Source organism: Mesorhizobium sp. 1M-11 (genome assembly GCF_001303895.1).
Taxonomy (GTDB): domain Bacteria; phylum Pseudomonadota; class Alphaproteobacteria; order Rhizobiales; family Rhizobiaceae; genus Mesorhizobium.
Map to the genome: position 1 here is coordinate 340,932 of NZ_LJSD01000011.1, position 26,592 is coordinate 367,523.

General features: G+C 61.2%; 25 protein-coding genes. 11 read left to right on the forward strand and 14 right to left on the reverse strand.

Annotation, left to right across the window (positions count from 1 at the left end; translation table 11 throughout):
• Positions 1 to 190: 190 nt before the first annotated feature.
• The 5 genes from AO692_RS32165 to AO692_RS05425 form a co-directional block, all read right to left on the reverse strand.
• A complete protein-coding gene (locus tag AO692_RS32165) occupies positions 191 to 847 on the reverse strand; it encodes a class I SAM-dependent methyltransferase (protein ID WP_082407226.1) in 657 nt (218 codons plus the stop codon).
• 345 nt (positions 848 to 1,192) lie between these two features.
• Positions 1,193 to 2,170: an NAD-dependent epimerase gene (locus tag AO692_RS05410; protein ID WP_054309005.1), complete on the reverse strand. Its 978-nt coding sequence runs from the start codon at positions 2,168 to 2,170 to the stop codon at positions 1,193 to 1,195.
• Between the two features lie 104 nt (positions 2,171 to 2,274).
• Positions 2,275 to 5,736, reverse strand: a complete 3,462-nt coding sequence (smc, locus tag AO692_RS05415) for a chromosome segregation protein SMC (RefSeq protein ID WP_054309006.1) — start codon at positions 5,734 to 5,736, stop codon at positions 2,275 to 2,277.
• A 60-nt stretch (positions 5,737 to 5,796) separates the two neighbouring features.
• A complete protein-coding gene (locus tag AO692_RS05420) occupies positions 5,797 to 6,537 on the reverse strand; it encodes a DsbA family protein (RefSeq protein WP_054309007.1) in 741 nt (246 codons plus the stop codon).
• A 142-nt stretch (positions 6,538 to 6,679) separates the two neighbouring features.
• Entirely contained in the window at positions 6,680 to 7,177 is a 498-nt protein-coding gene (locus AO692_RS05425; protein WP_054309008.1) for a DUF721 domain-containing protein, read from the reverse strand.
• A 51-nt stretch (positions 7,178 to 7,228) separates the two neighbouring features.
• On the opposite strand from AO692_RS05425, the gene mutY reads away from it, so the two are divergent.
• The 3 genes from mutY to AO692_RS05440 are packed head-to-tail and all read left to right on the forward strand — an operon-like array spanning position 7,229 to position 9,320.
• Positions 7,229 to 8,353 carry an A/G-specific adenine glycosylase gene (mutY, locus tag AO692_RS05430; RefSeq protein WP_054309009.1) on the forward strand — a complete coding sequence of 375 codons (1,125 nt, stop codon included), beginning with the start codon at positions 7,229 to 7,231 and terminating at the stop codon, positions 8,351 to 8,353.
• Positions 8,350 to 8,961, forward strand: a complete 612-nt coding sequence (locus AO692_RS05435; protein ID WP_054309010.1) for an HAD family phosphatase — start codon at positions 8,350 to 8,352, stop codon at positions 8,959 to 8,961. The genes mutY and AO692_RS05435 overlap by 4 nt, the downstream gene beginning before the upstream one ends.
• Positions 8,958 to 9,320 (forward strand): nuclear transport factor 2 family protein, encoded by a 363-nt coding sequence (locus AO692_RS05440; protein WP_054309011.1) that lies wholly within the window; start codon positions 8,958 to 8,960, stop codon positions 9,318 to 9,320. The genes AO692_RS05435 and AO692_RS05440 overlap by 4 nt, the downstream gene beginning before the upstream one ends.
• A 70-nt stretch (positions 9,321 to 9,390) precedes the next feature.
• Here AO692_RS05440 and AO692_RS05445 read toward each other — a convergent pair whose 3' ends face one another.
• Entirely contained in the window at positions 9,391 to 10,524 is a 1,134-nt protein-coding gene (locus tag AO692_RS05445) for a site-specific DNA-methyltransferase (protein ID WP_054309012.1), read from the reverse strand.
• 146 nt (positions 10,525 to 10,670) lie between these two features.
• Between AO692_RS05445 and AO692_RS05450 the strand changes: the two genes are divergently transcribed.
• Positions 10,671 to 11,360, forward strand: coding sequence for an HAD family hydrolase (locus tag AO692_RS05450; RefSeq protein ID WP_054309452.1), 690 nt, complete (start codon positions 10,671 to 10,673; stop codon positions 11,358 to 11,360).
• A 70-nt stretch (positions 11,361 to 11,430) separates the two neighbouring features.
• On the opposite strand, the gene AO692_RS05455 is transcribed toward AO692_RS05450, so the two are convergent.
• Positions 11,431 to 12,213, reverse strand: coding sequence for a hypothetical protein (locus AO692_RS05455; protein ID WP_200911708.1), 783 nt, complete (start codon positions 12,211 to 12,213; stop codon positions 11,431 to 11,433).
• Between the two features lie 140 nt (positions 12,214 to 12,353).
• Here AO692_RS05455 and thrC point away from each other — a divergent pair, with 140 nt between their 5' ends.
• The 4 genes from thrC to AO692_RS05475 all read left to right on the forward strand — a co-directional run bounded on the left by thrC (position 12,354) and on the right by AO692_RS05475 (position 18,664).
• Positions 12,354 to 13,751: a threonine synthase gene (thrC, locus tag AO692_RS05460; RefSeq protein WP_054309013.1), complete on the forward strand. Its 1,398-nt coding sequence runs from the start codon at positions 12,354 to 12,356 to the stop codon at positions 13,749 to 13,751.
• 14 nt (positions 13,752 to 13,765) lie between these two features.
• Positions 13,766 to 15,058, forward strand: a complete 1,293-nt coding sequence (locus AO692_RS05465; protein ID WP_054309014.1) for a pitrilysin family protein — start codon at positions 13,766 to 13,768, stop codon at positions 15,056 to 15,058.
• Between the two features lie 15 nt (positions 15,059 to 15,073).
• Entirely contained in the window at positions 15,074 to 15,670 is a 597-nt protein-coding gene (locus AO692_RS05470; RefSeq protein ID WP_054309015.1) for a GNAT family protein, read from the forward strand.
• Positions 15,671 to 15,826: 156 nt separating this feature from the next.
• Positions 15,827 to 18,664 (forward strand): EAL domain-containing protein, encoded by a 2,838-nt coding sequence (locus AO692_RS05475; RefSeq protein ID WP_054309016.1) that lies wholly within the window; start codon positions 15,827 to 15,829, stop codon positions 18,662 to 18,664.
• A gap of 165 nt (positions 18,665 to 18,829) precedes the next feature.
• Here the strand turns inward: AO692_RS05475 and AO692_RS05480 are convergent, their stop codons facing one another.
• Complete coding sequence (locus tag AO692_RS05480) at positions 18,830 to 19,438, reverse strand: YqgE/AlgH family protein (RefSeq protein WP_054309017.1); 609 nt, start codon at positions 19,436 to 19,438, stop codon at positions 18,830 to 18,832.
• A 149-nt stretch (positions 19,439 to 19,587) separates the two neighbouring features.
• On the opposite strand from AO692_RS05480, the gene AO692_RS05485 reads away from it, so the two are divergent.
• From AO692_RS05485 to aac(3), 3 genes are all read left to right on the forward strand, one after another.
• On the forward strand, positions 19,588 to 20,391 hold the full coding sequence (locus AO692_RS05485) for a protein-disulfide reductase DsbD domain-containing protein (protein WP_054309018.1): 804 nt from the start codon (positions 19,588 to 19,590) through the stop codon (positions 20,389 to 20,391).
• Between the two features lie 89 nt (positions 20,392 to 20,480).
• The gene (locus AO692_RS05490) at positions 20,481 to 20,966 is read left to right on the forward strand and encodes a peroxiredoxin (RefSeq protein ID WP_054309019.1); all 486 of its coding nucleotides are present in this window, start codon (positions 20,481 to 20,483) and stop codon (positions 20,964 to 20,966) included.
• 17 nt (positions 20,967 to 20,983) lie between these two features.
• Positions 20,984 to 21,799, forward strand: coding sequence for an aminoglycoside 3-N-acetyltransferase (gene aac(3), locus AO692_RS05495; RefSeq protein ID WP_054309020.1), 816 nt, complete (start codon positions 20,984 to 20,986; stop codon positions 21,797 to 21,799).
• Positions 21,800 to 21,816: 17 nt separating this feature from the next.
• Here the strand turns inward: aac(3) and rnhA are convergent, their stop codons facing one another.
• The 6 genes from rnhA to AO692_RS05525 all read right to left on the reverse strand — a co-directional run bounded on the left by rnhA (position 21,817) and on the right by AO692_RS05525 (position 26,591).
• Positions 21,817 to 22,299, reverse strand: coding sequence for a ribonuclease HI (rnhA, locus tag AO692_RS05500; protein ID WP_054309021.1), 483 nt, complete (start codon positions 22,297 to 22,299; stop codon positions 21,817 to 21,819).
• Positions 22,296 to 23,258, reverse strand: a complete 963-nt coding sequence (locus tag AO692_RS05505) for a homoserine kinase (RefSeq protein WP_054309022.1) — start codon at positions 23,256 to 23,258, stop codon at positions 22,296 to 22,298. The genes rnhA and AO692_RS05505 overlap by 4 nt, the downstream gene beginning before the upstream one ends.
• Entirely contained in the window at positions 23,258 to 24,268 is a 1,011-nt protein-coding gene (gene ispH / locus AO692_RS05510; protein ID WP_054309023.1) for a 4-hydroxy-3-methylbut-2-enyl diphosphate reductase, read from the reverse strand. Before ispH ends, AO692_RS05505 begins: the two co-directional genes overlap by 1 nt.
• Positions 24,269 to 24,455: 187 nt before the next feature.
• On the reverse strand, positions 24,456 to 25,208 hold the full coding sequence (locus AO692_RS05515) for an SURF1 family protein (RefSeq protein WP_054309024.1): 753 nt from the start codon (positions 25,206 to 25,208) through the stop codon (positions 24,456 to 24,458).
• The gene (locus AO692_RS05520) at positions 25,208 to 25,597 is read right to left on the reverse strand and encodes a DUF983 domain-containing protein (protein WP_054309453.1); all 390 of its coding nucleotides are present in this window, start codon (positions 25,595 to 25,597) and stop codon (positions 25,208 to 25,210) included. The genes AO692_RS05515 and AO692_RS05520 overlap by 1 nt, the downstream gene beginning before the upstream one ends.
• 106 nt (positions 25,598 to 25,703) lie before the next feature.
• Complete coding sequence (locus AO692_RS05525; protein ID WP_054309025.1) at positions 25,704 to 26,591, reverse strand: cytochrome c oxidase subunit 3; 888 nt, start codon at positions 26,589 to 26,591, stop codon at positions 25,704 to 25,706.
• Position 26,592: the final 1 nt, after the last annotated feature.

The following is a 26,592-nucleotide window of genomic DNA, read 5'->3' on the forward strand; positions in this document are numbered from 1 at the left end:
TCGACAACTAAGACAATTTGTCCGCGCATAAGGGCGCAATTCGCGAGTGTAACAGGTGGGCAGGTCAGAATCGCAAGTGAGAAACCTAACCTCGTGCCCTGCCGACCGCATCAACCTTGCAAGAAAGATCAAATGCTCAACGTGAGGGCGCCACGAATATATCGATGAGAAGCCGACGCGCACGTCTACCTCAATACTGCAAGGATTTTGGGAACGCTTTCGTCCAATCTTTCTTTATAAAATCGAGACAAATTGATTCATTTTCGTCGTACGTAAATTTAGGACCATGCTCTGTATATCGCCGATTAATTAGCCGATACGCTGGATTCCAAGTAAAAAGCCCAGAGAAGTCCATTTTATGAGCAAATACCCCAGGCTTGTGGGAATATGGGTTCTTGAAAAAGTGTCTCGGACTAAAATCCAAAATAACCACTAGACCACCATCAACCAGAACGCGATCTGCCTCTGCAGCTATCTTAAAATAGTCTTTTGGATCTGCTAAATACAAGCAGAACCCAAAAATAAGGGTATCAATACTGGAATCCGGAAGGTCAATTTTATCGGCCGTTCCGATTTCAAACGTAATATCGGCATATGTTGAGCGAGCATGGTCAACAGCCTTGGTCGACGGATCAAATCCCCAGCACGTCGATCCGAATTTCTTACGAAGAAGTGACAGGCGCTCCCCTTCCCCACAACCAACTTCCGCAACAAATTTTGGCTGAACCTGCAGGCTCAGCAACTCATTTACAACGAGATCCTGTTCCTTGCGTCTAAGCGCTGAAAGATTGCGCTCGAACCAAGCGTCACCTTCTCCAGAGAGAAAAATCGATTTTTGAGAAGTCATGTTGAACGGGCTCGGTTGTAAAGTTGAGTCGGATATAACTACGCAGGCAAGCCACCGTCAGAGGCCAGAAGCACTTTCTCTTAGCTCGCTGAGTCAACCACACAAAGCCTGTGTTTCAAAATCTTGCGCCAGGCCCGTGGATCAAATTTAGCTTTTCCGCCCTGCTAAGATACGGCAGCTTCTGCACCTTAGCGGAAAGTACGTAATACATTGTTGCCGACAGCAATCAAGGCAGTGTCATTTGGACGCCGTTTAGGGGCCATGCGCAACGATCGTGGATAGGTCAGCGCACCATCCCGATCTCATCTCCAGCAAACATCGGGGCAACCGCCGCTTCCGGGCTCGCTAATTATCTCGCCCCTGCCACTCATCACGATACCAGTCGACAAACTTTCGCAACCCATCCTCAATGGAGGTGTTGGGCTTGAAGCCGATGGCACGGTCGAGTTCGGTGACATCGGCAAAGGTGCGCTCGACATCGCCAGGCTGCATCGGCTCGTATTGCCGCCTGGCCTCAATACCGATCAGATGCTCCAGCGTGTCGATGAAATCACCCAGCCGGACCGGACTGTTGTTGCCTATGTTGTAGAGCCGTACCGGCGGCGTCTCGCCGGCCGGCGGATTGTCCAATACCTTCACCACGGCTTCCACGACGTCATCGACATAGGTGAAATCGCGCCACATCTCGCCTTGGTTGAAAACACGGATCGGCTTGCCGGAAAGGATGGCCTTGGTAAAAAGCCAATAGGCCATGTCTGGCCTGCCCCACGGCCCGTAAACCGTGAAGAAACGCAGGCCCGTAAGTGGAATGGAGTAAAGATGAGCGTAGGTGTGGCTCATCAGCTCGTCGGCCTTCTTGGTGGCCGCATAAAGCGAAACCGGGGTGTCTACCTTGTCGGCCTCCGAAAACGGTACCTTTTGGTTGCCGCCATAGACCGAACTCGACGAGGCATAGACCAAGTGCTCGAAACCAGGCTGCGCCCGGCAGAACTCCAGCACTTCTAGATGCCCCGCAATGTTGGAGCGTATGTAGGCGCGTGGATTGTCGAGCGAGTGGCGCACGCCGGCCTGAGCCGCGAGATGCACGATACGCTTGATGCCACGGCTCGACAGTGAAGACAGTGCGTTCTCATCCGCTATGTCGAGCTTGTGGAACGAGAAGTGGCTGCGCGGGGAAAGCCGCTCAAGGCGCGCCTGCTTCAGCGCCGGATCGTAATAGTCATTCAGATTGTCGACGCCGATAACCTCCTCACCCCGGTCGAGCAGGCGGTGGCAGACATGGCTGCCGATGAAGCCGGCTGCGCCGGTGACGAGTATGGGCAAGGGCGTTCTCCGTGACCGCAGACTGCGACCAAGCAAGCCGGCCGGCGATTTGAGTGCTATCACCGAGATCGTGGAAAGTTCAACAGCACAGATGGCGACGAAGGTCAGCTTGCCTCGCGCATCGCTTCCGCAGCCTGCAGGTCGACCGAGACCAACTGGCTGACACCCTGCTCAGCCATGGTGACACCGAACAGGCGGTCCATGCGCGCCATGGTGATCGGATTGTGGGTGATGACGACGAAGCGCGTCTCCGTCGACGCCGACATTTCATCCATCAGGTTGCAGAAACGTTCGACGTTGTGGTCGTCGAGCGGCGCATCGACCTCGTCCAGCACGCAGATCGGTGCCGGATTGGTGAGGAAAACGGCGAAGATCAGCGACATCGCAGTCAGCGCCTGCTCGCCGCCAGACAAAAGCGTCATGGTCTGCGGCTTCTTGCCGGGTGGACGGGCAAGAATCTCGAGGCCGGCCTCAAGAGGATCTTCCGACTCGATCAATTGCAGTTCGGCTGTACCGCCCCCGAACAGATGCGTGAACAGCCGTTGGAAATGGCTGTTCACGACGTCAAAAGCGGCAAGCAGCCGCTCACGGCCTTCACGATTGAGGCTCTGGATGGCCTGGCGCAGCTTGCGGATCGCCTCGATGACGTCTTCACGCTCGGAAACGATGGTCTCCAGCCGCTCCGACAGCTCGCGCTGCTCTTCCTCGGCGCGCAGGTTGACGGCACCGAGCCGCTCGCGTTCGATCTTCAGCCGCTCCAGCTGACGCTCGATTTCGCCCATGTCGGGCATCGGGCTGTCAGCCTCCAGCCCGGTGTGGCGGATGACCAGATGCGGCGGCGTGTTGAGCGCTTCCTGGATGCGGGCTTCGACTTCCAGCCGGCGCTCGTCGGCGGCGGTCAGCCGCTCCTCGGCGCGCACGCGTGCCTCGCGTGCTTCGGCAAGCGTGGTGATGGCGGCGGTGGCCGCCTTGTCGAGCTCGGCCTGGCGGTTTTCGGCTTCCTGCAAGCGGTCGGCAGCGTTCTTGCGCAGCGTCTCGGCTTCCGAAAGCTGCGACAGCAAAGCGCGACGGCGCTGGTCGAGTTCATCGGGCGCATCGGCCAGTTGCTCGCGTTCGGCGGCAGCCTCGGCCTTGCGTTCACCAAGCGAGGCTATCTGGGCGGACGCATTCTCAGCCCGCGACAGCCAGTTGTTGCGCTCTCCTTGAATGGCTTCCAGGCGGCGTATGCGCGCCTCCGCTTCGCGCTTCAGCCCCTCATGGACGGCGCGGGCATCGGCAAGTGCTGCGCGATCGCGCGACACATGGGCGGCTGCCTGTTCGAGCCTGGACTGCAGGTCGGCAAGATCGGGAGCATCTTTCAACTGCTCTTCCGCCTCGACGTGGATGGCGGAGGCTTCTTCATGGGCCTCGACCACCCGAGCACGGGATTCGGTCAGGGCAGCCCGCCGCGTCGTGAACTCACCAGCCGCTCTTTCCGCCTGAACCAGCGCATTGTGCGCCGCATCGAGCGCATGCTGCGCTTCGCGCCAGGCCTGGCGTGCTCCCTTTTCGGCCTCGACAGCGGCACGCAGCCCAGCTTCCGCCTTGGCAAGGGCCTCCTCGGCCGCCCGCACGACACGCGTTGCGGCAATCGCCTCGGCGTCGAGTTCGGCCAACCGGTTCTTCTGTGCGAGGCGTTGCGCGGCCGGCGTTGGCGCATCGGCGCTCGCCGTGAAACCGTCCCAACGCCAGAGAGCTCCTTCGCGGCTCACCAGCCTCTGGCCGGGCAGCAGCAACGCTTGCAACCGCTTGCCGTCGCCCGCTTCGACGATGCCGATTTGCGCCAGGCGACGCGCCAGTTGTCCCGGCGCCTTGACGACGCTGGCCAAGCTGCACGTGCCTTCCGGCAATGCCGGGTCGCCGGCCTGCACCTCACCATCTCCCCAGTGTACGGGAGCGCTGCGGTCGAGCGGCACGTCGAGGTCTTCGCCAAGAGCCGCACCCAGCGCCGTCTCAAAGCCCCGTTCGACGCTGATCTGTTCCAAGACGGCAGGGAAAAGGTCTCCGCCACCGACTGAGTTCAGGATCTTGGCCAGTGTGCGTGCTTCGGTCTCGACCCGGGCAAGTTCTGCCTTGGCCTCCTGCAGCGGACCACGCGCTGCAGCCTCTGCCCCACGCGCCTCGACCACCCGCTGCTCGGATTCGAGCGCTGCCGTCTCGGTGGTAGCAAGCGTTTCGGTCGCTTCCTCGACCAGGATCTTTTTCTCCGCCGGATCGGCAAGGGCGGCGATGCGCTGACCAATTTCAGCGAGTTCGCGATCGGCATCGGCAAGCTGGCGGGCGAAACGGTCACGCCGTTCAGCGGCCTCACGCAAGGTGCGCTCGATCTGGTTACGTCCGGCGGCGGCCTCCGCGCGTTCCGCTGTCAGCTTGGCCAGTTTTTCTTCGCTGGCCGCCAGTGTGGCCGTCGCCTGCTCGAAGGCAGCGCGGGTGTTGGCTTCCCGCTCGGCCGCGCCAGCGTTTTCAGCATTCAGTGTCGTCTCTTCCGCCGCCAGCCGCTCCAGCACGGCGGCATTGTCGCGCACCATGCGCTCTTCGCGCTCGATGTCGGCGTCGAGCTGCTGCAGGCGCCGGTCGAGTTCCGTCTGGCGGGCACTGATACGACCTGCCTCTTCCTCGATCTGCGACTTGGCGATCGACAGGCGCTGGAAGGCAGCCGCGGCCTTGGCTTCCGCATCGCGCAGATCCGGCAAGCGGTGCGCGCTGATCGCCTGTTCCTTGGCGGCATTCATCTGGGAAGAGGCGCGGTCGCCGACGAGCGCGGTCGCCGTTGCCAGTGCCGAGCGCGCCTCGGCTTCCTGCGCCTTGGCAAGCGTCCAGCGCAGATGCAGCAGGGTGGCTTCCGCCTTGCGGATATCGGCTGAGAGGTTCTTGAAACGCGAAGCCTGACGCGCCTGACGCTTTAGGCTCTCGATCTGGCTTTCCAGCTCACCGACGACATCGTCCAGCCGCTCGAGATTTTGCTCGGCACCTTTCAGCCGCAGTTCCGCTTCATGGCGGCGTGTGTGCAGGCCGGAAATGCCTGCCGCTTCTTCCAGCAAAGCGCGACGCGCCTGGGGTTTGGCCTGGATGAGTTCGCCGATGCGGCCCTGCCCGACCATCGAGGGTGAGCGAGCGCCGGTAGACTGATCGGCAAAGAGAAGCTGCACGTCCTTGGCGCGCGCTTCCTTGCCGTTGATGCGATAGACCGAACCTGCCTCGCGCTCGATGCGGCGCGAAACCTGTAGTTCGTCGGCATCGTTGAAGGCGGATGGCGCGGTACGGTCGACATTGTCGAGGAAAAGCGTGACTTCGGCGGTGTTGCGGGCCGGCCGCGTGTTGGAGCCCGAGAAAATGACGTCGTCCATGCCGGACGCGCGCATGTTCTTGTAGGAGCTTTCGCCCATCACCCAGCGGAGCGCTTCCACCAGGTTGGACTTGCCGCAGCCGTTCGGCCCCACGATACCGGTGAGGCCGCGTTCGATAACGAACTCACCGGGTTCGACGAAGGATTTGAAACCGAGCAGGCGCAGCCGCGAGAATTTCATTCGCGCAGCCCCGTACGGGGGCTCGCGCCGAGCCGCTGCCGCCCCGGCGCTGCCGGAACGTCAGAGCAGAGGGTCGATGATGGCCGACAGTTCCTCAATCGACAACGCACCCTTGTAGGTTTGACCGTTGATGAAGAAGGTCGGCGTTGAGTCGACCTTGAATTCGTCCGCGCCGCGCTTCTGCACTGATCTGACTTGGTCCAGAAGTTTCTGGTCCGTCAAGCAGGCGTTGAAGCTCTCCTGTGTAAAACCGGCCAGTTTGGACAATTGGAACATGGCATCCTTGACGTTTTCTGCCACGGCCCAGTTTTGCTGCTGTTTGAAGAGGACATCCACCATCGGGAAATAGTTGTCGCCGGCACAGCGCGCCAGCATGAAACCGGCCTCGGCACGCGGATCAAACGGGAACTCGCGGAAGATCAATCGCGCCTTGCCTGTATCGATATATTTGGTCTTCAGCTCCGGCAGCGTCGTTTCATGGAAATGCGCGCAGTGCGGGCAGGTCATGGAAGCGTATTCGACGATAGTGACCTTGGCATCATCCTCGCCAAGCTGCCTTTCCGGCAACTCGCCAGGCTTCAGGAGCGCTGTCATGTCGACGGATCCGGACGACTGCGGCGCAGCCGCCGCCGGCTTGTCGGCCCCAGCCGGCTTCATCGCATCTGCAGGCTTGGTGGTCTCTGCCGGCTTGGCGGTCTCGGCTTCGGCCTCACCCACCTTATTGCAGGCCGCGAGCGCCAGCGCCGCCGGTGCGACGGCCAGCGTGGTCAGAATGGATCTGCGGGACAGAAGACGGTTCATCGAATCACCTGATCAGGATTTGATTTTGCAATGGATAGCCAAGGAAAAGCGAGAGTTCGCGGGAATTAAGGCATTGCGGGGCCCAAGTCCAATCGCGAAAACCGGTTGAAACGATCACGAAAACGCGAGAGCGTGGTGAAGTCTATTTGCGCTGACCGATGATGGTGGCGCCCAATCTCTCCAGCGAAGCACGCAATGCCTCGTCTTCCACGCCGCCGACTACGCGTTCGAGGCGTGACTTCTCCAGCGGCGTCAACGGCCTGGCCGGTTGGGCAGTGCGGCGTTTGGTCTCCGTCAGCGGCTTCTGCACGATGCGGATGCGGCCGACGGCCCGGAAACCCAGGAACGCATTCACGCGACCGATGATCTCGTCGGCCTGGTGCTGGAGATGAAGTGCTGCCACCCCCTGGCAAGCAACGACGAGGGCGGCGGGCTCGAACGGATCATCCTCATGCATGCGTCGTGGCCACTGGATCCGCTCCGGCCTCGATGTGCCGGCGAGCCGCGGTCCAACGATCTCCTCCCAGGATTGGACGAGACCGATCGAGATGCCGGCGCGCTTGCGCAGTACCGGGTCCAAGATGCCGGTTGCAAGATCACTGACCGGCACGGGATTGCTGTAAGGGGCTTTCCCTGTCATGCGTTCTCCGTCAGACAGCAGGACCGGCTGAACCGCATCCCGAAACGATCAATGACACCGCCCGACCAGACCCGCAAGCCCGCATATGACAGCGGGATCGACATCGCCTCCCGCCTGCTTGGCTGGTATGACGCGCATCATCGCGATCTGCCCTGGCGCGTGGCGCCGCGCGACCTTGCCAGAGGCACTCAACCAGACCCTTACCGCATCTGGCTCTCGGAAGTAATGTTGCAGCAGACCACCGTCGAGGCGGTCAAAGCCTATTTCCAGGCTTTCCTGGAGCGTTGGCCCACCATACAGGCACTCGGCGCGGCGAATGCCGACGACGTCATGAAAGCCTGGGCCGGGCTCGGCTATTATTCGCGAGCGCGCAACCTGAAAGCTTGCGCGGACCAGATCGCAGCGCAAGGCGGCCGCTTTCCAGACACCGAGGATGGCCTGCGCGCCCTGCCCGGCATTGGAGCCTACACCGCCGCGGCGATTGCCGCTATCGCCTTCAACCGTCCTGCCGCGGTCGTTGACGGCAATGTCGAGCGCGTCGTTTCACGGCTGTTTTCGATCGATACTCCCTTGCCGCTGGCAAAGCCGGGAATCCGCGCCCATGTCGAAAAAATGGTGCCGCAAGGCAGGCCCGGCGACTTCGCTCAGGCAATGATGGATCTCGGCGCCACCATCTGCACGCCGCGCAGGCCCCGCTGCATGTTGTGCCCGCTGCGGCAGGACTGCAGTGCGATCCTTTCCGGAGATCCGGAATTCTATCCGGTGAAACTCGCCAAGCCGGAAAAGCCGTCACGGCGCGGTGCCGCCTTCGTCGCGATCCGCAACGATGGCGCTGTCCTCCTGCGCAAGCGCCCTGAAAAAGGCCTGCTCGGCGGCATGAGCGAGGTACCGACTACAGGCTGGACCGCGCGTGTGGACGGCGCAACCGGCACGGATGCCGCGCCGTTTCCAGCAAACTGGCGCCCTTGTGGCACCATCAACCACGTGTTCACGCATTTTGCGCTGGAACTCAGCGTCTATATGGCGAGCGTCGATATCACCGCCGCCCCGCAAGGTTTCTTCTGGTCGCGACCCGGCTGGATCAATGACGAGGCCTTGCCCACTGTCATGAAAAAGGCAATCGAAGCAGCTATGCCCGGCTCGACCCAAAAAGGTCCGCACAAGAGGACAGCATGACCGAAATCCGCCACATAGTCTTCGACATCGGCAAGGTGCTGTTGCACTACGACCCCAATCTGCCTTTCAACCGGCTGATCCCGGACGCAGCGGAACGTCAGTGGTTCTTCGACAATGTCTGCACGAGCGACTGGAATGTGGAGCAGGATCGCGGCCGCACATGGGAAGAGGCGGAAGGCCTGCTGCTCGACCGACACCCGGATCATGCCGAGAACATCCGCAATTTCCGCCGCCATTGGCATGAGATGGTGCCGCACGCCTATGATGACAGCGTCGCGCTGATGGAAGGCCTGATCGATGACGGCCATGACGTCACCATGCTGACCAACTTCGCTTCCGACACGTTCCGGGAAGCACAGGAGCGTTTCATCTTCCTGAAACGGCCGCGCGGCGTGACTGTTTCGGGCGACGTGAAACTCATCAAGCCCGACCGTGCCATCTACGACCATCACATCAAATCTTTCGATCTTGAGCCGTCGGCAACACTGTTCATTGACGACAGCCAGAAGAATGTCGACGGCGCCAAGGAGGCTGGCTGGGAGGCGGTGCTGTTCACCGATGCCGCGACGCTGAAACGCGATCTGGCGGAGCGGGGAATAAAAGCATGAGCGTCATTCACGAGCCGGCCAAGACACTCGCCCGATTCCACGAAGTAACCAACGCGCAAGACTTCGCCGCAATCGAGGCGATGTTCGCGCCTGAAGTTGTCTATGTTTCGCAAGGAGTTGGCGGACGCATCGAAGGCCGGGATGCCGTCATGGCGGCCTTCCGCACCTATTTCGAGGAATATCCGGACCAGGACGCGAAAGACAAGAAGCTGGAAGCGCTGTCGCCCAACAGCGCGCGTTCCGAATGGTCGCTCACCGGAACCAGCACAAAGACCGGCGTGTGGCGGGAACGGCACGGCGCCGAGACCATCACCCTTGACGATGATGGCCTGATAATCCGAGTGGACGTCGAGGGCTAAGCCCTCTTTTTGTTTCGTCGCACGATCTTTGCCCGAAAGTCCGCAGCTTTTGCTGACCTTCGGTTCGGGATCACGCTCCGGCGCGTTCCATACCGAGCCGCGCTATCTTGCGCAGTTCGTCGATCGGGGTAAGTCCGCCGGCACGCTCGTAGTGCCAGAAGGTCCAGCCGTTGCAGGCGTCGAGCCCCTGCACTTCGGCGCCGACCTTGTGGATGGAACCGGCACTCTGACCGATGGCAAGCGTGCCGTCGGCGCGCACCTTGGCTGACCAGCGGCGCTTGGCGTCGTAAAGCGTGGTGCCGGGTTTCACCAACCCGTTATCTATCAGGCTGATGAAGGCGACGCGCGGCTCCGCCCGCTTGCCGGCAAGGATCGTCAGATCCGTGCCTTCGAGCGGCTTTACCGCGGCTATACGCTCATAGGCCGCGTCGATATAGGACTGCTCGCGTTCGATACCGACGAAGTGGCGTCCGAGGCGTTTGGCCACGGCGCCCGTAGTGCCGGAGCCGAAGAATGGGTCGAGCACGACATCACCCGGTTTGGTCGAAGCCAGCATGATGCGCGCCAGCAAGGCTTCCGGCTTTTGCGTCGGATGCAGCTTGTCGCCGTTATCGTCCTTCAGCCGCTCCCCGCCGGTGCAGATCGGGAAGAGCCAATCCGAGCGCATCTGCACGTCGTCATTGGCGGCTTTCAGCGCTTCGTAGTTGAAGGTGTAGCTCTTGGCCTTCTGGTCGCGCGATGCCCAGATCATCGTCTCATGGGCATTCTGGAAGCGTCGGCCGCGGAAATTCGGCATCGGATTGGTCTTGCGCCAGACGACATCGTTGAGGATCCAGAAGCCGAGATCCTGCATCTTGGCACCGACGCGGAAGATATTGTGATAGGAGCCGATCACCCAGATGGTGCCGTTCGGCTTCAGAACACGGCGCGCGGCCAGCAACCAGGCGCGAGTGAAAGCATCGTAAGCTTCGAAACTCTCGAACTGGTCCCAATGGTCGTCCACTGCGTCGACCTTGGATTGGTCGGGCCGATGCAGGGTACCTTCGAGCTGCAGATTATAGGGCGGATCGGCAAAGATCACGTCCACCGATTTTTCCGGCAGCCGGTCGAGCGCGGCAACGCAATCGCCCTTGAGGATCGTATCCAGCCATTCGGACTGCTGGGGAGTTTGGGAAAGTTCGTCGAGAAGACGCACGGCAGACATGCTGATTACCCAGGATACGCGTTACATTTACCAGCCGTTATGGTTACCGTTCTCAGTAAATATTTGATGAAGCGGAGGCGTGATTTGCCGCTCGCCGGTGCTTGGTGTATGCCGCGCCGGCCCTCCCCTTCCGTAGATGGACCGAAATGCCCCAACCAGACCTTGTCATTTTCGATTGCGACGGCGTGCTCGTCGATTCCGAAATCATCGCCGCACGCGTCGAGGCCGAGCTGATCACCGAAGCGGGCTTCGAAATCAGCGCCGAGGAGATCGCCGAAACCTACGCCGGTCTCACCTTCAAAGACATCATGATGGCGATCGAGCACAAGGCGAACATTCCCTTCCAGGCATCGCTGATCACACGCGCCGAAGAACTGGTCGACCGCAAGCTGCGCTCCGACGTTCGCGCCATCGACGGCGTGCACCAGGCCGTCGCGTCGGTCACGGCGCCGCGCTGCATCTGCTCCAATTCACGCTCGGAGCGCATTGCCTTCATGCTTGAGAAGATAAGGCTCCTGCCGCTGTTCGAAGGTCGCATCTTCTCAGCACTCGAAACACCGACGAAGAAAACCAAACCGGCGCCTGACGTCTTCCTGCATGCAGCGCAGGTGCTGAAGGCAAATCCCGCGAACACCTTCGTGATCGAGGATTCCGCTCACGGCATCCATGGCGCCCGCGCGGCCGGCATGCGCGTGATCGGTTTCACTGGCGCGGCGCACAGCTATCCCGGCCACGCCGACATCCTGACCGAGGCAGGCGCCGAAACGGTGATCAACCGCTGGTCGGATCTGAAGGGCGTGCTTGCAGCGCTATCGGAATGGTCGCAGGACGCTTGAGACCGGCGTCCCTGCCAAAAGAAAAAGGGGCGTACGCCCCTTTTTAATGCCTCTCTTTTGGACCCGCGCCTTAGCGCGGGATATCCGAGATCGTCGTCTGGCTCCCCTTTGCAGGTGCAGGAGCGGCCGGCGCATTCGCCACCGGAGCCGCCTTCGGCTTAGGCCTGCGGACACGCCGCTTCACTGGCTGATCTTCATCCGACTTCTGTACCTTCTTCGGCCCCTCGTCGAAACCGGCAAAGGCCTGGTAGGTCGCGGCAGACGGCTGGGGGATGGAGATGTTGGAATCGTTCAACACGAACTGGGTGGCTGTGGACGTGTCGGAAATCTGCACTTTGTGCTGATAGATCTGTGAATAGAGCACTTTGTCGCCCTCAACCACGGCCACGCGGATCGGCAGGGTGACGGTGCCCGGTACCGCTGTCGGGCCTGGAACGATGCGCCCGGCCACGGCGATCTTCATGTTCAGCATGCCGTTGTCGCGGTTGCAGTCGCGCGTCACGTCGCCGATCGAGGCCTGGTAGGAAAGGCGGGCTGAATCATCCTGCGCCGTATCAGTTGCGAGGGCCGGATCCTGGTCCTTTGGAGCCTTCGGCTTTGCTCCGGCCTTACCGTAGGTGTTGTAGACGGCAGTGCCTTCACGCAGGGTCACCTTCGGACAATAGGCTCTCAAATCGGAAGCCTTTGCCTTGGCGACATCGGCATTGATGGCGGCATCATCCTTCTTGCCCACCCCCAGGAAACCGCCACCGGAACCACTGCCGTCGCTCGATTGGCAGCCTGCGACGATCAGCATAAAGCCCATGGACATGAAACCCGCGACAAGGCGGTTGTTGGACGAACGAAACACCATAAAAAGCAGTTCCCTCACGCGAAGCAGGCGACCTATAGCAACGAGACGGCAAAAATGCGACTGAGGACGCGCACAAATCCACGCCTTAGCCCAAAACGAGGGCAATCGGGCGAAATGGCAGCTGAAATGGAAAGTCTACAATGCGCTATGTAAGTACCCGCGGAGAGGCCCCCGAGCTCGGATTTTCGGATGCCGTGCTGGCCGGCCTGGCGCGCGACGGCGGACTTTATGTGCCCGAAACCTGGCCGCATTTCTCGCCCGCCGAAATCAAAGCCATGCGTGGCCTTTCCTATGCGGATCTCGCCATTCGCGTGCTGACACCCTTCCTCGGCGGCGAAATCGCGCCTGCCGTGTTCGAGAAGCTGGTGCGCGAGGCTTATGCGACCTTCCGTCACGAAGCGGTTTGCCCGCTGGTCCAGACCGGTTCCAACACTTTCGTGCTCGAACTCTTTCATGGCCCGACGCTCGCTTTCAAGGATGTGGCCATGCAGTTGCTCGCCCGGCTGATGGACCACGTGCTTTCGGAGCGCGGCGATCGTGCAACCATCGTCGGCGCCACATCGGGCGACACAGGTGGTGCAGCCATCGAGGCCTTTGCCGGACGCGAGCGTACCGACATCGTCATCCTGTTTCCGAACGGGCGTGTTTCACCCGTGCAGCAGCGGCAGATGACGACTTCAACCGCCGCCAACGTTCATGCGCTGGCAATCGAGGGCAATTTCGACGACTGCCAGGGCCTGCTGAAAGACATGTTCAACGACCACGGCTTCCGCGACGCGGTCTCGTTGTCGGGCGTGAATTCGATCAACTGGGCGCGCATCATGGCCCAGATCGTCTATTACTTCTCGTCGGCACTGTCGCTCGGCGCGCCTGATCGGCCGGTGTCCTTTACCGTGCCGACCGGTAATTTCGGCGATATCTTCGCAGGATACGCGGCCAAGCGGATGGGTCTTCCGATCGAGCGCCTGGTGATCGCCACCAACGACAACGATATCCTGGCGCGTACGCTTTCCAGCGGCGAATACCGCATGAAAGGGGTCGTCGCGACGACCTCGCCGTCGATGGACATCCAGGTGTCCTCGAATTTCGAGCGGTTGCTGTTCGAGGTCTCGGGACGCAATGCCGAGACGGTGCGTCGCTACATGAATTCGCTGAAGCAGTCCGGTGCCTTCACCATCGAGACGGAAGGGCTTGCCCGCATCCGTGCCGAGTTCGACGCTGGGCGTGCGACTCAGGCTGACCTCGCAGAGACAATCCGCGCCACGCTGGCCCGTTCGAACTACCTGCTCGATCCCCATACGGCGTCAGGTGTTCATGTCGCGGCCTTGCAATCTGCCAGCAACACCCCGATGATCGTTCTGGGTACCGCGCATCCCGCGAAATTCCCGGCCGCCGTCGAAGAAGCAAGCGGAATCCACCCTGCACTGCCTTCATGGCTTGCCGACTTAATGAATTCGGAGGAAAAATATGCGGTACTTCCATCGGACCTGAAAATGGTGGAAGATTATGTTCGTCGCCGCTCCCGGGCGGCGCGTTAGGGAGTTTTAGCTATATGGGTGTTGAGGTAAGCCGTCTGTCGAACGGCCTGACAGTCGCCACCGAAACCCTTCCAAGCATCGAATCCGTTGCTCTCGGCGCCTGGGTCAAGTCCGGGGCCCGTAACGAGCGCGATGATGAGCACGGAATGGCCCACCTGCTCGAACACATGGCATTCAAGGGCACGAAGAGGCGCTCGGCCTTCGAGATCGCCTCGGAAATCGAGAATGTCGGCGGCGAGATCAACGCCGCCACCAGCGTCGAGACGACATCCTTCTACGCCCGTGTCTTGTCCGACGACGTGCCGCTGGCGGTCGATATCCTGGCCGATATCCTGCAGGAATCGGAATTCGATCCCGAGGAACTGGAGCGCGAGCAAAACGTCATCCTGCAGGAGATCGGCGCCGCTCATGACACGCCCGACGACGTCGTCTTCGACCGGTTCACCGAAACCGCTTTTCGTCACCAGACCATCGGCCGCTCGATCCTGGGAACGCCGGAAACGGTAAAATCCTTCACTTCCAAGCAATTGCACAATTTCATGGAGCGCCAATACGGCGCAGAGCGCATGGTCATGGTTGCGGCCGGCGACGTGAAACATGACGATTTCGTGCGAGAGGTGGAAAATAAACTCGGTTCCTTCCGTTCAAAGGCCGAGAACACCGCTCCGCAATATGCCCAATATGTCGGCGGCGATTTCCGCGAGGACCGCGACCTGATGGACGCGCAGATCGTGCTCGGCTTCGAGGGCCGCGCCTATCACGTGCGTGACTTCTACGCCTCGCAGGTGCTGTCGATGATCCTCGGCGGCGGGATGTCGTCGCGCCTGTTCCAGGAGGTGCGCGAAAAGCGCGGTCTCTGCTATTCGGTCTATGCCTTTCATTGGGGCTTCTCGGATACGGGCGTGTTCGGTGTCCATGCCGCCACCGGTCAGAACGATATCGCCGAACTGGTACCGGTGATCGTGCGCGAACTGCAGCGCGCGGGTGAGGATATCTCCCAGGAAGAACTCGACCGAGCTCGGGCGCAGTACCGTGCGGGGTTGATCATGTCTGCGGAAAGCCCGGCCAGCCGGGCATCCCAGATCGCACGTCAGTTGCTCTTGTTCGGTCGGCCGATCCCGAAGGAGGAACTGATGGAACGGCTCGGAGCTCTGACCACGGAGCGCCTGACCGACCTGTCGTCACGCCTGTTCTCAACGCGGCCGACACTGGCCGCCGTTGGCCCCGTCGGCACGCTGGCGCCCTACGAGGCCGTTCTCGACCAGCTCCCGGGCATCGAGGTTACAGCCCGGAAGCTTGCCGTCTGATCCTGGCCGACAGCCGTGTTCGCGCTCCCTTTCTTTCGGCGAGATCTGCCGGCGCTGAAGGGCGAGAAAGTCCTGTTGCGCGTGCCCATGGCGAACGATCATCGCGAATGGGCGGCACTGCGTGGAGAAAGCCGGGCGTTTCTGGAGCGCTGGGAACCGCGCTGGGCGCCAGACGAACTCGACCGCTCCGCCTGGCGCCATCGTATCGGCCGTTACCGTGAAGACTACGCGCAAGGCACGGCGATCGCCTTCTTCATCTTCGACCGGAGCTCCGGCAAGCTGGCGGGCGGCATCACGCTGGGCAATATCCGTCATGGTGTCGCGCAAAGCGGCCACATCGGCTACTGGATCGGGGAGCGCTATGCCGGTCGCGGCATGATGACCGACGCCGTTAACCTCGTGGTGCGTTTCGCCTTCGACACACTCAAGTTGCACCGGATCGAAGCAGCCTGTATTCCCGACAACATTCGTTCGATCCGTGTGCTTGAAAAAGCCGGATTCCAGCGTGAAGGACTGGCGCGCTCCTATCTTCGCATCAATGGAGCGTGGCAAGACCACTATCTTTATGCCCGGATCGCCGACGATCCGCCGGCATCCGCTACGAAGGGCTGATTTTTGACGAAATTCCCGCGAAACGGATCGATGTTAGAGCGTTTCCGTTTTTCACGGAAACGCGGAAACGCTCTAACTCTTTGTTTTTACGCAATTCCGGACGGAAAACCGTTACACACTTTTCCTGGAATTGCTCTCGCTTTCGTCGTTGCGACGATGGTGACCCTTTTCGCCGCCGCTTCCGCCTACGCCGTGGAACCGATCAAGATTTCCCGCGACGACGTCGCGCTCGACCTTTCGGGTGCGGTCGAAATCTACCGCAACCAGGGCGAGAATTTTCAGGTATCGACGGCCCCCGGTTCCGATGGCATCGTCCGGCGCATCGAGGTAGAGGCCAACGATGCCCGCTCGACCGGCGATTGGGCCGTCTTTGCGCTTGCCAACACCACCGACGACGTCATCGACCGCCTTATCGTCGCGCCGCATTTCCGGCTGGTGAAATCAGGCATCTTCTGGCCGGACCTCGGCTCGACGCGCATCACCGCGATCACCCCGTCGGAGGGCTTCGCGCTCGACAAGCAGGCGAGCCCGGATGCTGACGTTTTTCGCGTGACGCTGAACCCCGGCTCGGTCGTTACCTTTATCGCCGAACTCGCCTCGCCGAAGCTGCCGCAGGTCTATCTGTGGGAACCGGAGGCCTACAAGGACACCGTCAATTCCTACACGCTCTATCGCGGCATCGTCATCGGCATCGCCGGACTTCTGGCGCTGTTCCTGACGATCCTGTTCGTGGTCAAGGGTACTTCACTGTTTCCGGCAACAGCGGCATTGGCGTGGGCTGTGCTTGCCTATATCTGCATCGACTTCGGCTTCCTGGCCAAGATCATTCAGGTAGCACCAGGTTCCGAGCAGGTCTGGCGCGCCGGCGCCGAAGTTGCACTCGCAACGACCTTCGTCGTCTTCCTGTTCACCTATTTGAACCTCAACCGTTGGCACGGCCATTTCAGTTATGGCGCGGTGGTGTGGGTGCTGGGTCTTGCCGCAATTGCCGGCATCGCCATCATCGATCCGGCGATCGCGGCCGGCATTGCCCGTATCTCGTTTGCCGCTACCGCCGTCACCGGCCTTGGCCTCATCGTCTTCCTTGGCCTGCGCGGCTACGATCGCGCCATCATGCTGATCCCAAGCTGGGTGATGGTGCTGCTCTGGGCCACGGGTTCCTGGATGGCGATCACCGGCCTGCTCGACAACGACATCGTGCAGCCAGCACTCGGCGGCGGGCTGATCCTGGTGATCCTGTTGATCGGCTTTACGGTCATGCAGCATGCCTTTGCCGGCGGCGCGCTGCATCAGGGTCTTTTCTCCGATCTCGAGCGCCAGGCACTGGCAGTCGCCGGCTCCGGTGACACGGTCTGGGACTGGGATGTCCTGCGCGACCGTATCGTCACGCGCCCCGACGTCAGCCTGCAGCTCGGCCTTGCCCCTGGCAGCCTCGGCGGCGCGGCCCGCAACTGGCTGCCGGTTCTGCATTCGGACGATCGCGACACATTCCGCACGACGCTTGACGTGGTGCTGGAGCATCGACGCGGCCGCGTGGCACAGAATTTCCGCCTTCGCGGCGCCGACGGCCACTATCACTGGTTCGCTTTGCGGGCTCGGCCGGTGATCGGCTCCGACGGCGAGGTCATCCGCTGCGTCGGCACGATGGTCGACGTGACCGAGCAGAAGAAATCGGAAGAACGCCTTCTGCACGACGCCGTGCACGACAACCTGACCGGTCTGCCGAACCGCGAACTGTTCATGAACCGGCTGGAGGCGATCATCTCGATCGCCCGCACCGAGGACAAGGTCCGGCCGACGGTCTTCGTCATCGACATCGACCGCTTCAAGCAGGTCAATGACGGGTTGGGTATTTCAGCCGGCGACACCATCCTGCTGACCGTGGCGCGGCGTCTGCACCGCCTGCTCAAGCCGAAGGACTCACTGTCGCGTTTCGCCGGCGACCAGTTCGCGCTGATGCTGCTCTCCGAGCAGGACCCGGCTCGTATCGCCGCCATGGCCGATGCCATCAAACATGCGATCAGCTCGCCGATCACCTTCGCCAAGCGGGAGATCGTGCTGACCGCCTCCGTCGGGCTGATCACCTGGACATCCGACCAGACCTCCGCCGAGGACCTCGTCAAGGATGCGGAACTCGCCATGCATCAGGCCAAGCGCTTCGGTGGCGATCGTATTGAACCGTTCCGCCCTGCATTCCGCACCGTCGGCACCGATCGGCTGCAGTTCGAATCCGATCTGCGCCGGGCCATCGAGCGGCGCGAATTCACCCTCGCCTATCAGCCGATCGTTCGGTTGGAAGACTATAGTGTCGCCGGTTTCGAGGCCTTGCTACGCTGGGATCATCCCCGCCGCGGCATGATCCCGCCCGCCGACTTCATTCCGGTGGCAGAGAGCTGCGGTCTCATCGTGCAGCTCGGACTGTTCGCGATGCAGAAAGCGGCAGAAGACCTGGCAGGCTGGCAGAAGCACATCGGCGACACGCCGCTATCGGTTTCGGTCAACCTCTCAAGCCGCCAGCTTATCCGCCGCGATCTCGTCACAGATGTTCGCTCGGTGATTGCACGCGCCGGCCTGAAGCCGCGATGCCTGCGCCTCGAGCTCACCGAATCGCTGGTCATGGACAACCCCGAACAAGCCGCCCATGTGCTGACCAAGCTGAAACAGCTGGGTATCGGCCTGTCGCTCGACGATTTCGGCACCGGCTACTCGTCACTGTCGTACCTCACCCGTTTCCCCTTCGACACGATCAAGATCGACAAGAGCTTCATCGACGACACGTCGCCCAAACGCGCTGTGTTGCTGCGTTCCATGGTCAACATGGCGCATGAACTGGGTCTCGCCGTGGTGGCCGAAGGCATTTCTGACCAGAGCGATGCGCTGGAATTGCGCCAGATGGGCTGCGAATATGTGCAGAGCTTCATGTTCGGCGCACCGATGAACGGCGAAGCCGTGGTCAAGCTGCTGCGCGAACAATATCCGCTGACGCAGGCATAGGCCTACTTCCCTTCTCCCATTCACGGAGAGAAGGTGCCCGAAGGGCGGATGAGGGGCGGCTCGATGTTTGAAGGGACGTGGGTATTCCCGCCGACGATGGCGCAGCCCCTCAGCTGTCGGCTTCGCCGACATCCTCTCCCCGCAAGCGGGGCGAGGAAAGAATGACTAGGCGTGGCCGGCGGCTTGGCTGAAACGCGCGAGGTCGATGCCGATCGACGCGAGAGCCCGGCTATATTTGCCTTCGATGTCGGGATCGAACAGAAGCTCCGGCGTCGCCGGGCAGGTGAGCCAGCCATTCTCAGCGATTTCGCCTTCAAGCTGGCCGGCACCCCAGCCAGAATAACCGAGCGTCATCAGCGCCTGGCGAGGTCCGCGCCCAGCAGAAATGGCACGCAGGATGTCAACCGTTGCAGTCAGGCATATGTCGTCCGAGACCGGCAGTGAGGATTCCACGCGGTAGTCGCCAGTGTGCAGGACAAAGCCGCGGCTGCGGTCCACCGGTCCGCCATTGCGCACGATGAAGTCACGGGTCTGCCTCGGCAGGCGGATCGCCTCCTGCTCGTTCATGATGCCAAGTTGCACCAGAAGGTCGGGGAACAGCATCTGCTGGGTCTGGTTGATGATCAGCCCCATCGCACCTTCGTCCGAGTGCGCACAGATGTAGATGACCGCACGCGCGAATCGTTCGTCCTTCATGCCAGGCATGGCGATCACGAACTGGTCGTCGAGAAAGCCACTTTTACCGGCCGCATTTTTGTGGCGTAAAAGGTCCATAAGCAAAGGGTAACGCGTTTCCGGGACGCTTGAAAGATGCCATTGGTGCAATTCGCGGGTGCCTTAGTGCGTAGGACTCACGCAAAAATGATGGATCACATCGCCCGAAAGCGGTTGCGTAGCCACATTTGACCCTTCAAATCAGCGGCATGGATCGCTTGAGACTTTCGCTCTGCCTTGCCGTCTTGATGACCACCTCCATGCCGGCTTCCGCGTCCTCATCCGTCTGGGCGGACAGCGAGGGCGGGCGCGTGCGGCTGGTAACCACCGGGATTCCTGACGCTTCCGGCCAACTCACCGGGGCACTTCATATCGAATTGAAGCCCGGCTGGAAAACCTACTGGCGCGATCCCGGCGCCAGCGGCGTACCGCCGCAGATCGATGTCACTAAGGCGATCAACGTCGCCAAGGCCGAATTGTCCTACCCTGCTCCCGGCCGCCATGATGATGGCTATGGCGGATGGGCCGGCTATGATCATACAGTCGCGCTGCCGATAAAGTTCACGCTGGCAAAGCCCCAGGAAAACGCAGTCATCGATGCTGGCGTCTTTCTCGGAATCTGCCAGACGATCTGCATTCCGCTGCAGGCACAACTGAAGGTCGATCCGGCCGAAGACGCGGGCAATGCCGAGGATGCCCAACTGGTGCAAGCTGCCCTGGCTTCCCTGCCACAGAAATCAACCGACGCTTTCGGTGCGAAGACGCTGTCGGGAGAGAAGGACAAATTGGTTGTCGAGGCGACCGCACCGGCTGAAGCCAAAAGCATCGACCTCTTCGTTGCCGGCGAGCAAGGTTATCTGTTCGGCGCGCCGACACGCGCCGAACAGGACGGCAAAGTCGTCTTTTCGATCCCGATCCTCGGACGTCCCGGCAAGGCAGCTGAAGGCCACGGCCTTCCCTATACGCTGACCACTTCGTCCGGAGCGGTTGAAGGTCTATTGCCCTATCCGTGACAATTGCAGGGGCTGGCTACATTGCGAGGTGCCAAGGAAGGCGCTATCGCTTTGCACTCTTCCTTCCCTCCCAAACAAAGAGGACTGCCATGACCATTGCCGTTGGCGACAAGCTGCCTGAGGCCACCTTCAAGACCATGACCGACGACGGCGCCAAGGCGCTGACCACCGCCGACGTCTTTTCCGGCAAGAAGGTAGTGTTGTTCGGCGTTCCGGGCGCATTCACGCCGACCTGCAACAACAATCACCTGCCGGGTTATCTCGAGAACCGCGATGCCATCCTGTCGCGCGGCGTCGACCAGATCGCGGTTGTGGCGGTCAACGATCCGTTCGTGATGGGCGCCTGGGCACGCTTTACCGGTGGCGAAGGCAAGATCCTGTTCCTGGCTGACGGCAGCGGCGATTTCGCAAAGGCGGCAGGCCTTGATATCGACCTCAGCGCCAACGGCCTCGGACTGCGTTCCAAGCGCTTTTCGATGATCGTCGAAAATGGCGCGGTGACGACACTCAACATCGAAGGCAACCCGGGCCAGGCTGTGGATTCTGGCGCCGCAAAGCTGCTCGAACAGCTGTAACAGCGCGCGCCGGATCGATGTTTCGGCAATTCCACACCAGAACGGGTCTGGGCGCGCAGCTACGCGCGCTCGGTCTGGTGGCGGGCGATACGGTGATGGTCCATGCAGGGCTGCGGTCGGTCGGGCACATTCTCGGCGGGCCCGACAGCCTTATCCGCGCCCTGCTCGATACAACCGGTTCCGGCGGGACCGTGATGGTCTACACGGACTGGGACGACGATTATCACGAATTGCTGGACGACGATGGCCGCATCCCGGCGGCGTTGCGCGAACACATCGTGCCCTTTGATCCTGCGTCGTCACGGGCGCGACGTGACAATGGCGCGATCGCCGAATTCGTGCGCACCTTTCCAGGCGCGGTGCGCAGCGCGAACCCCGGCGCTTCCTGCGCGGCCGTCGGTGCAAAAGCCCCGTGGCTTACCAGCGACCATCCGCTGGAATACGGCTATGGAGCTGGATCTCCTTTTGACAAACTTGTCGAAGTCAACGGCAAGGTGTTGTTGATAGGTGCGCCGCTCGAGGCCATGTCCATTCTGCATCATGCCGAACATCTGGCTGACCTGTCCGGCAAGCGCATAGCGCATTTTGAAGCGCCGCTCCTGATCGACGGCCGGACGGAATGGCATTGTTGGGAGGAGTTCGACACAACGGAGCCGATCGTCGATGGGCTGCCGGGCGACTATTTCGCAACGGTTGTCGAAGACTTTCTCAAAGCGGGCGGAGGTCATCGCGGCAGGGTCGGCGATGCCGATTCCGTGCTGGTTTCAGCACCGAAGATTGTCCGTCATGGCGTGGACTGGCTCGAAGCGCGATTCGGCAACGCGAAACGCTGAATTCCGATCAAGCTGCATCAGCCGCCGGCTATTTCCTTCTTCAATGCGGCGGTACCTGAAAACTTCCTCTTGAAGGGAGCCATGCCCTCGCGCGCCAGTTCGTCGGCCCGCTCATTTTCCGGATGGCCGGCGTGCCCCTTTACCCAATGCCACGTCACATCGTGGCGCCGGTTGGCCTCGTCCAGGGCCTGCCAGAGCTCGCCGTTCTTCACCGGCTTCTTATCGGCGGTTTTCCAGCCATTGCGCTTCCAGCCATGGATCCATTTGGAGATGCCGTCCATGACATATTTGCTGTCGGTGTGAAGGTCGACCTTGCACGCTTCCTTCAGCGCATTCAGGCCGGAGATCGCCGCGAGCAACTCCATGCGGTTGTTGGTGGTATCCGCCTCACCACCCGACAACTCCTTGGTTGAGCCATTGAAGCGCAGGATAGCACCCCAACCGCCTGGTCCAGGATTACCGGAACAGGCACCATCGGTGAAAATCTCGACATGCTTCATTTCAGGCCGTACTCGGAAGCTGAGCCGATAGCGCGATGGAAGCGCATGCGGCGGATATATTCGGTTGGATCACGCTTGATGACCAGACCACTGTCGGGGACGGTCAGCCAGTCGTAGAGACGCGTCAGCATGAAACGCAATGCCGAACCGCGTGCCAGCATCGGCAGAGCTTCCCGCTCCGTTGCGTGCAGCGGCCGCACGCTCTGGTAACCGGCCAGCAGCGCCGTGCCCTTGGTGAGGTTGAAGGAAAAGTCTTTTTCGAAGCACCAGGCATTGAGACAGGTGGCGAGGTCATAGGCGTAGAAGTCGTCACAAGCGAAATAGAAGTCGATCAGGCCGGACAGCTTCTCGCCGAGGAAGAAAACATTGTCCGGGAAGAGATCGGCATGGATGATACCGGCAGGCAGGCCTTTCGGCCAGTTGCGCTCGAAATCGGCGAAATCCTCGTCCACCTCGGCCGCAAGGCCCGGCTCGACCTCATCGGCGCGGGCGCGTGACGCCTCCCAAAGCTTGCGCCAGCCGTCGATCGCCAGCGCGTTGTCGCGATGCATGGTAAAATCGGCGCCGGCCAGATGCAGCTCGGCAAGTGCCTTGCCGACTTCGCGGCAATGCGCGACGCCCGGCTTGCGCAGCCACATGCCTTCCAGGAAGGTGATGATGACAGCCGGACGGCCCGCCAGCGTGCCGATCATGGAACCGTCATGGCGCTGCACAGGCAGCGGACAGGAGATACCCTTCTTGGCGAGATGATCCATCAGTCCGAGGAAGAAAGGCAGATCCGCCTTTTCCACACGCTTTTCGTAGAGCGTCAGGATGAAGGAGCCCGCCGTCGTGTGCAGCAGGAAGTTGGAGTTTTCCGTTCCTTCGGCGATGCCCTTGTAGGAGAGCAATTCGCCGGCCGGATAGTCCTTCAGGAAAGCTGCAAGCTCGCCCTCACCTACATCGGTGTAGACCGCCATCACACGGTCCCGTTAACGAAGGCCATGTCGGCCGGGGTCAGTTCGACATCGCGCAGCGCCCGCATCACCGGGAAATCCTCCGTTTCCGTCGCCGTCACCGCCAGATCGACCGAGACGTCGAAGCGCTGGCGGAAGGCATCGATGATCTCATCGACAATGATCTCCGGTGCAGAGGCCCCTGCGGAGAGGCCGAGCGTCGAGATCGAGCCGATCTCATCCCACGGAATTTCGGAAGCGCGCTGCACGAGAAGCGACATCGCGGCTCCCGCGCGCTCCGCCACTTCGACAAGACGACGCGAATTGGAGGAATTGGGCGCGCCGACGACCAGATAGAGATCGCAGCCGGGCGCGGTTTCCTTCACCGCATCCTGCCGATTGGTCGTCGCGTAACAGATCGATTCGGCAGCGGGCGCCTGCAGCGCTGGAAACCGTTCCCCCAGGGCGCGGATGATGCCGGCGGTATCTTCCACCGAGAGCGTCGTCTGGGTGACAAAACCCAGAGCCTCGGGATCAGCTGGCTGGAACGAAGCGGCGTCGGCCTCGGTTTCGATCAGTGTCACCGCGCCGTCGGGCAGTTGCCCCATCGTGCCGATCACTTCGGGGTGGCCGGCATGGCCGATCAGAAGCACATGGCGACCCAGGCGCTGATGGCGCATGGCCTGCTTGTGCACCTTGGAAACCAGCGGACAGGTGGCGTCGAGGTAGAAGAGATTGCGCGCCACGGCATCGGCCGGCACCGACTTCGGCACGCCATGCGCAGAAAAGACCACCGGAGACTGCTTGTGCTCTTCCGGGATCTCGGAAAGCTCCTCGATGAAGACGGCGCCAAGGTTCTGCAGCCCTTCGACCACATAGCGGTTGTGCACGATCTCGTGGCGGACATAGACCGGCGCGCCGTATTTCTTCAGAGCCAGCACGACGATCTGGATGGCCCGGTCGACACCGGCGCAGAAGCCGCGCGGCTGGCAGAGCCTGATCGTGAGCGGTGGTTTTACGGCTTTGTTCAACATGCTTTCCCATTGGCTGGACACGCGCACCGGCCCGAAAATCGGAATCGATTTTCGGAAAGCACGATGCGCAGGACCAAAGTGCTGGAGCGTCCTTTGCGCGTCCGAATGGACGCGCGGCACTCCTGTGCGGACATGATGTCCGCCACCCCTGTATGTCAAGGGCGTGGACCGGTTCGAACGAACTCTCTCAGCCAGCCTTTCGGTTCTTCCGCAGCCACACCGCCACGACACCGACGAGCGCCGCCGCGAGACCGTACCAGGTCAGCGCGTACTGCAGATGGTTGTTGGGCAGGTCGACCATGGTTGTGCCGCCAACCGGTAGCCCCCCCGGATTGAGCGTCTTGCCGGCATCAACGAAGAAAGGCAGCACCACGGCGTTGGCAGGCAACGCGGCGGACGCGGCCATGGCATCGCGGTCCTTCCAATAGAAGATGTTCTTCGCGATGTCGTTGTCCGGAACCATCATCGACGGCTTGCCAGGCAACGGGTTACGGGCGAGACCGGTGACCGTGACGTCGCCGGGGATCTCGCCCTGTGCCCGCTTTGCCGGATCCTTCAATTCGTAAGGCACGAAACCTCGATTGACGAAGACAAAGCGCCCGTCGGCGAGCCTCAAGGGCGTGTAGACGCTGTAGCCCGTCTTGCCATCCCATGTGGTGAAGAAATGACGCTCGCCCTGATGCAGGAAGGTGCCGTTCAGTGTCACGGCAACATAGTCGACATCGCCGGAGGCCGCGAACTGCTCCTCGACTTCCGCCAGGGGCACAGGGGTCGCATTCATGCGGCGGTCGATCGTCTCGATCAACCCTTCCTTCCAAGCCAGTCGCTCCACCTGCCAGGTGCCAAGACCAATCAACGCAAGGAAAGCAATCAGGCCAAGACCAAGCGCCAGCGCCTTGCGCGGCGCACCACTCCGGGCCGGATGTGAAGCGGCAGTCATTACGGCCGGTCCAGCCTGCCTTCTGCGGCCTTGTTGCGGTACTGCAAGGTGAGCAGGACACCTTTTATGAGCCGCAGCGCAGTCAGGCACAGGACCAGCGTCAACGGTATCCACAACAGGAAGTGGACCCAGAGCGAGGGTGCGAAAGTGACCTCGAGCCACAGTGCAAGGCCAACGACGATAAACCCGATGATGAGGATGACGAAAACCGCTGGCCCGTCACCGGCATCGGCATAGGAATAGTCGAGGCCGCAATTGAAGCAGCGCTTGCCGACCGTCAGGAAACCCGAAAACAGGCGTCCTTCACCGCACCGCGGGCAGCGCCCCTTCAGGCCAGCCTGGATTGGATCGACCGGCGGCCAGATTGCCTTGTCTTCATCTTCGCTCATGTTCATCTTTTAGAGCGTTTCAGGAGCGAATTGAACGCCTGCCCCAAAAGAAAGAGGCGGCTACGTTGCCGCAGCCGCCTCTTTTCGAAACCGGTTGCCGAAGAAGTCAGTGGCCTTCAATGACTGCGCCGGCAGAGCCCCAGACATAGATCGAGGCGAACAGGAACAGCCACACCACGTCAACGAAGTGCCAGTACCAGGCGGCAGCCTCGAAGCCGAAATGCTGCTTCGGGGTGAAGTCACCCTTCATCGCGCGGACAAGGCAGACCAGGAGGAAGATGGTGCCGATGATGACGTGAAAACCGTGAAAGCCGGTCGCCATGAAGAAGGTGGCGCCGTAGATGGAGTCCTTGAAGCCGAACGGAGCGTGAATGTACTCGTAGGCCTGCACCATCGTGAACAGCATGCCGAGACCGACGGTCAGCACGAGTCCGTTGATCAGGCCCTTGCGGTCGCCATGGATCAGCGAATGGTGCGCCCAGGTCACCGTCGTGCCCGACAGAAGCAGGATGACGGTGTTGTACAGCGGCAGGTGGAAAGGATCGAGGACTTCCATGCCCTTGGGAGGCCAGACACCGCCGGTGAAGGTGGCGCGCGCCGCCTGCACAGCCTCGTTCGGGAACAGGCTGGCATCGAAATAAGCCCAGAACCAAGCCACGAAGAACATCACCTCGGAGGCGATGAACATGATCATGCCGTAGCGCAGGTGAAGCGACACCACCTTGGTGTGATGCCCCTCATGCGCTTCCTTGATGGTATCCGACCACCAGGCGTACATGGTGTAGAGCACGATCACCAAGCCGATCAGCAGCACCCAGAAGTGCGCCTTGGCAACGTCGATGCCAAACAGATGAAATGGCGTACCCTTCAGGTACTGCATGTAGAAGACGCCACCGAACGCCATGACCAGAGCGCCGACGGAACCCAGGAAGGGCCACGGGCTCGGATCTATGATGTGGTAGTCGTGGTTTGGTTTGGCGTGTCCGTCTGCCATG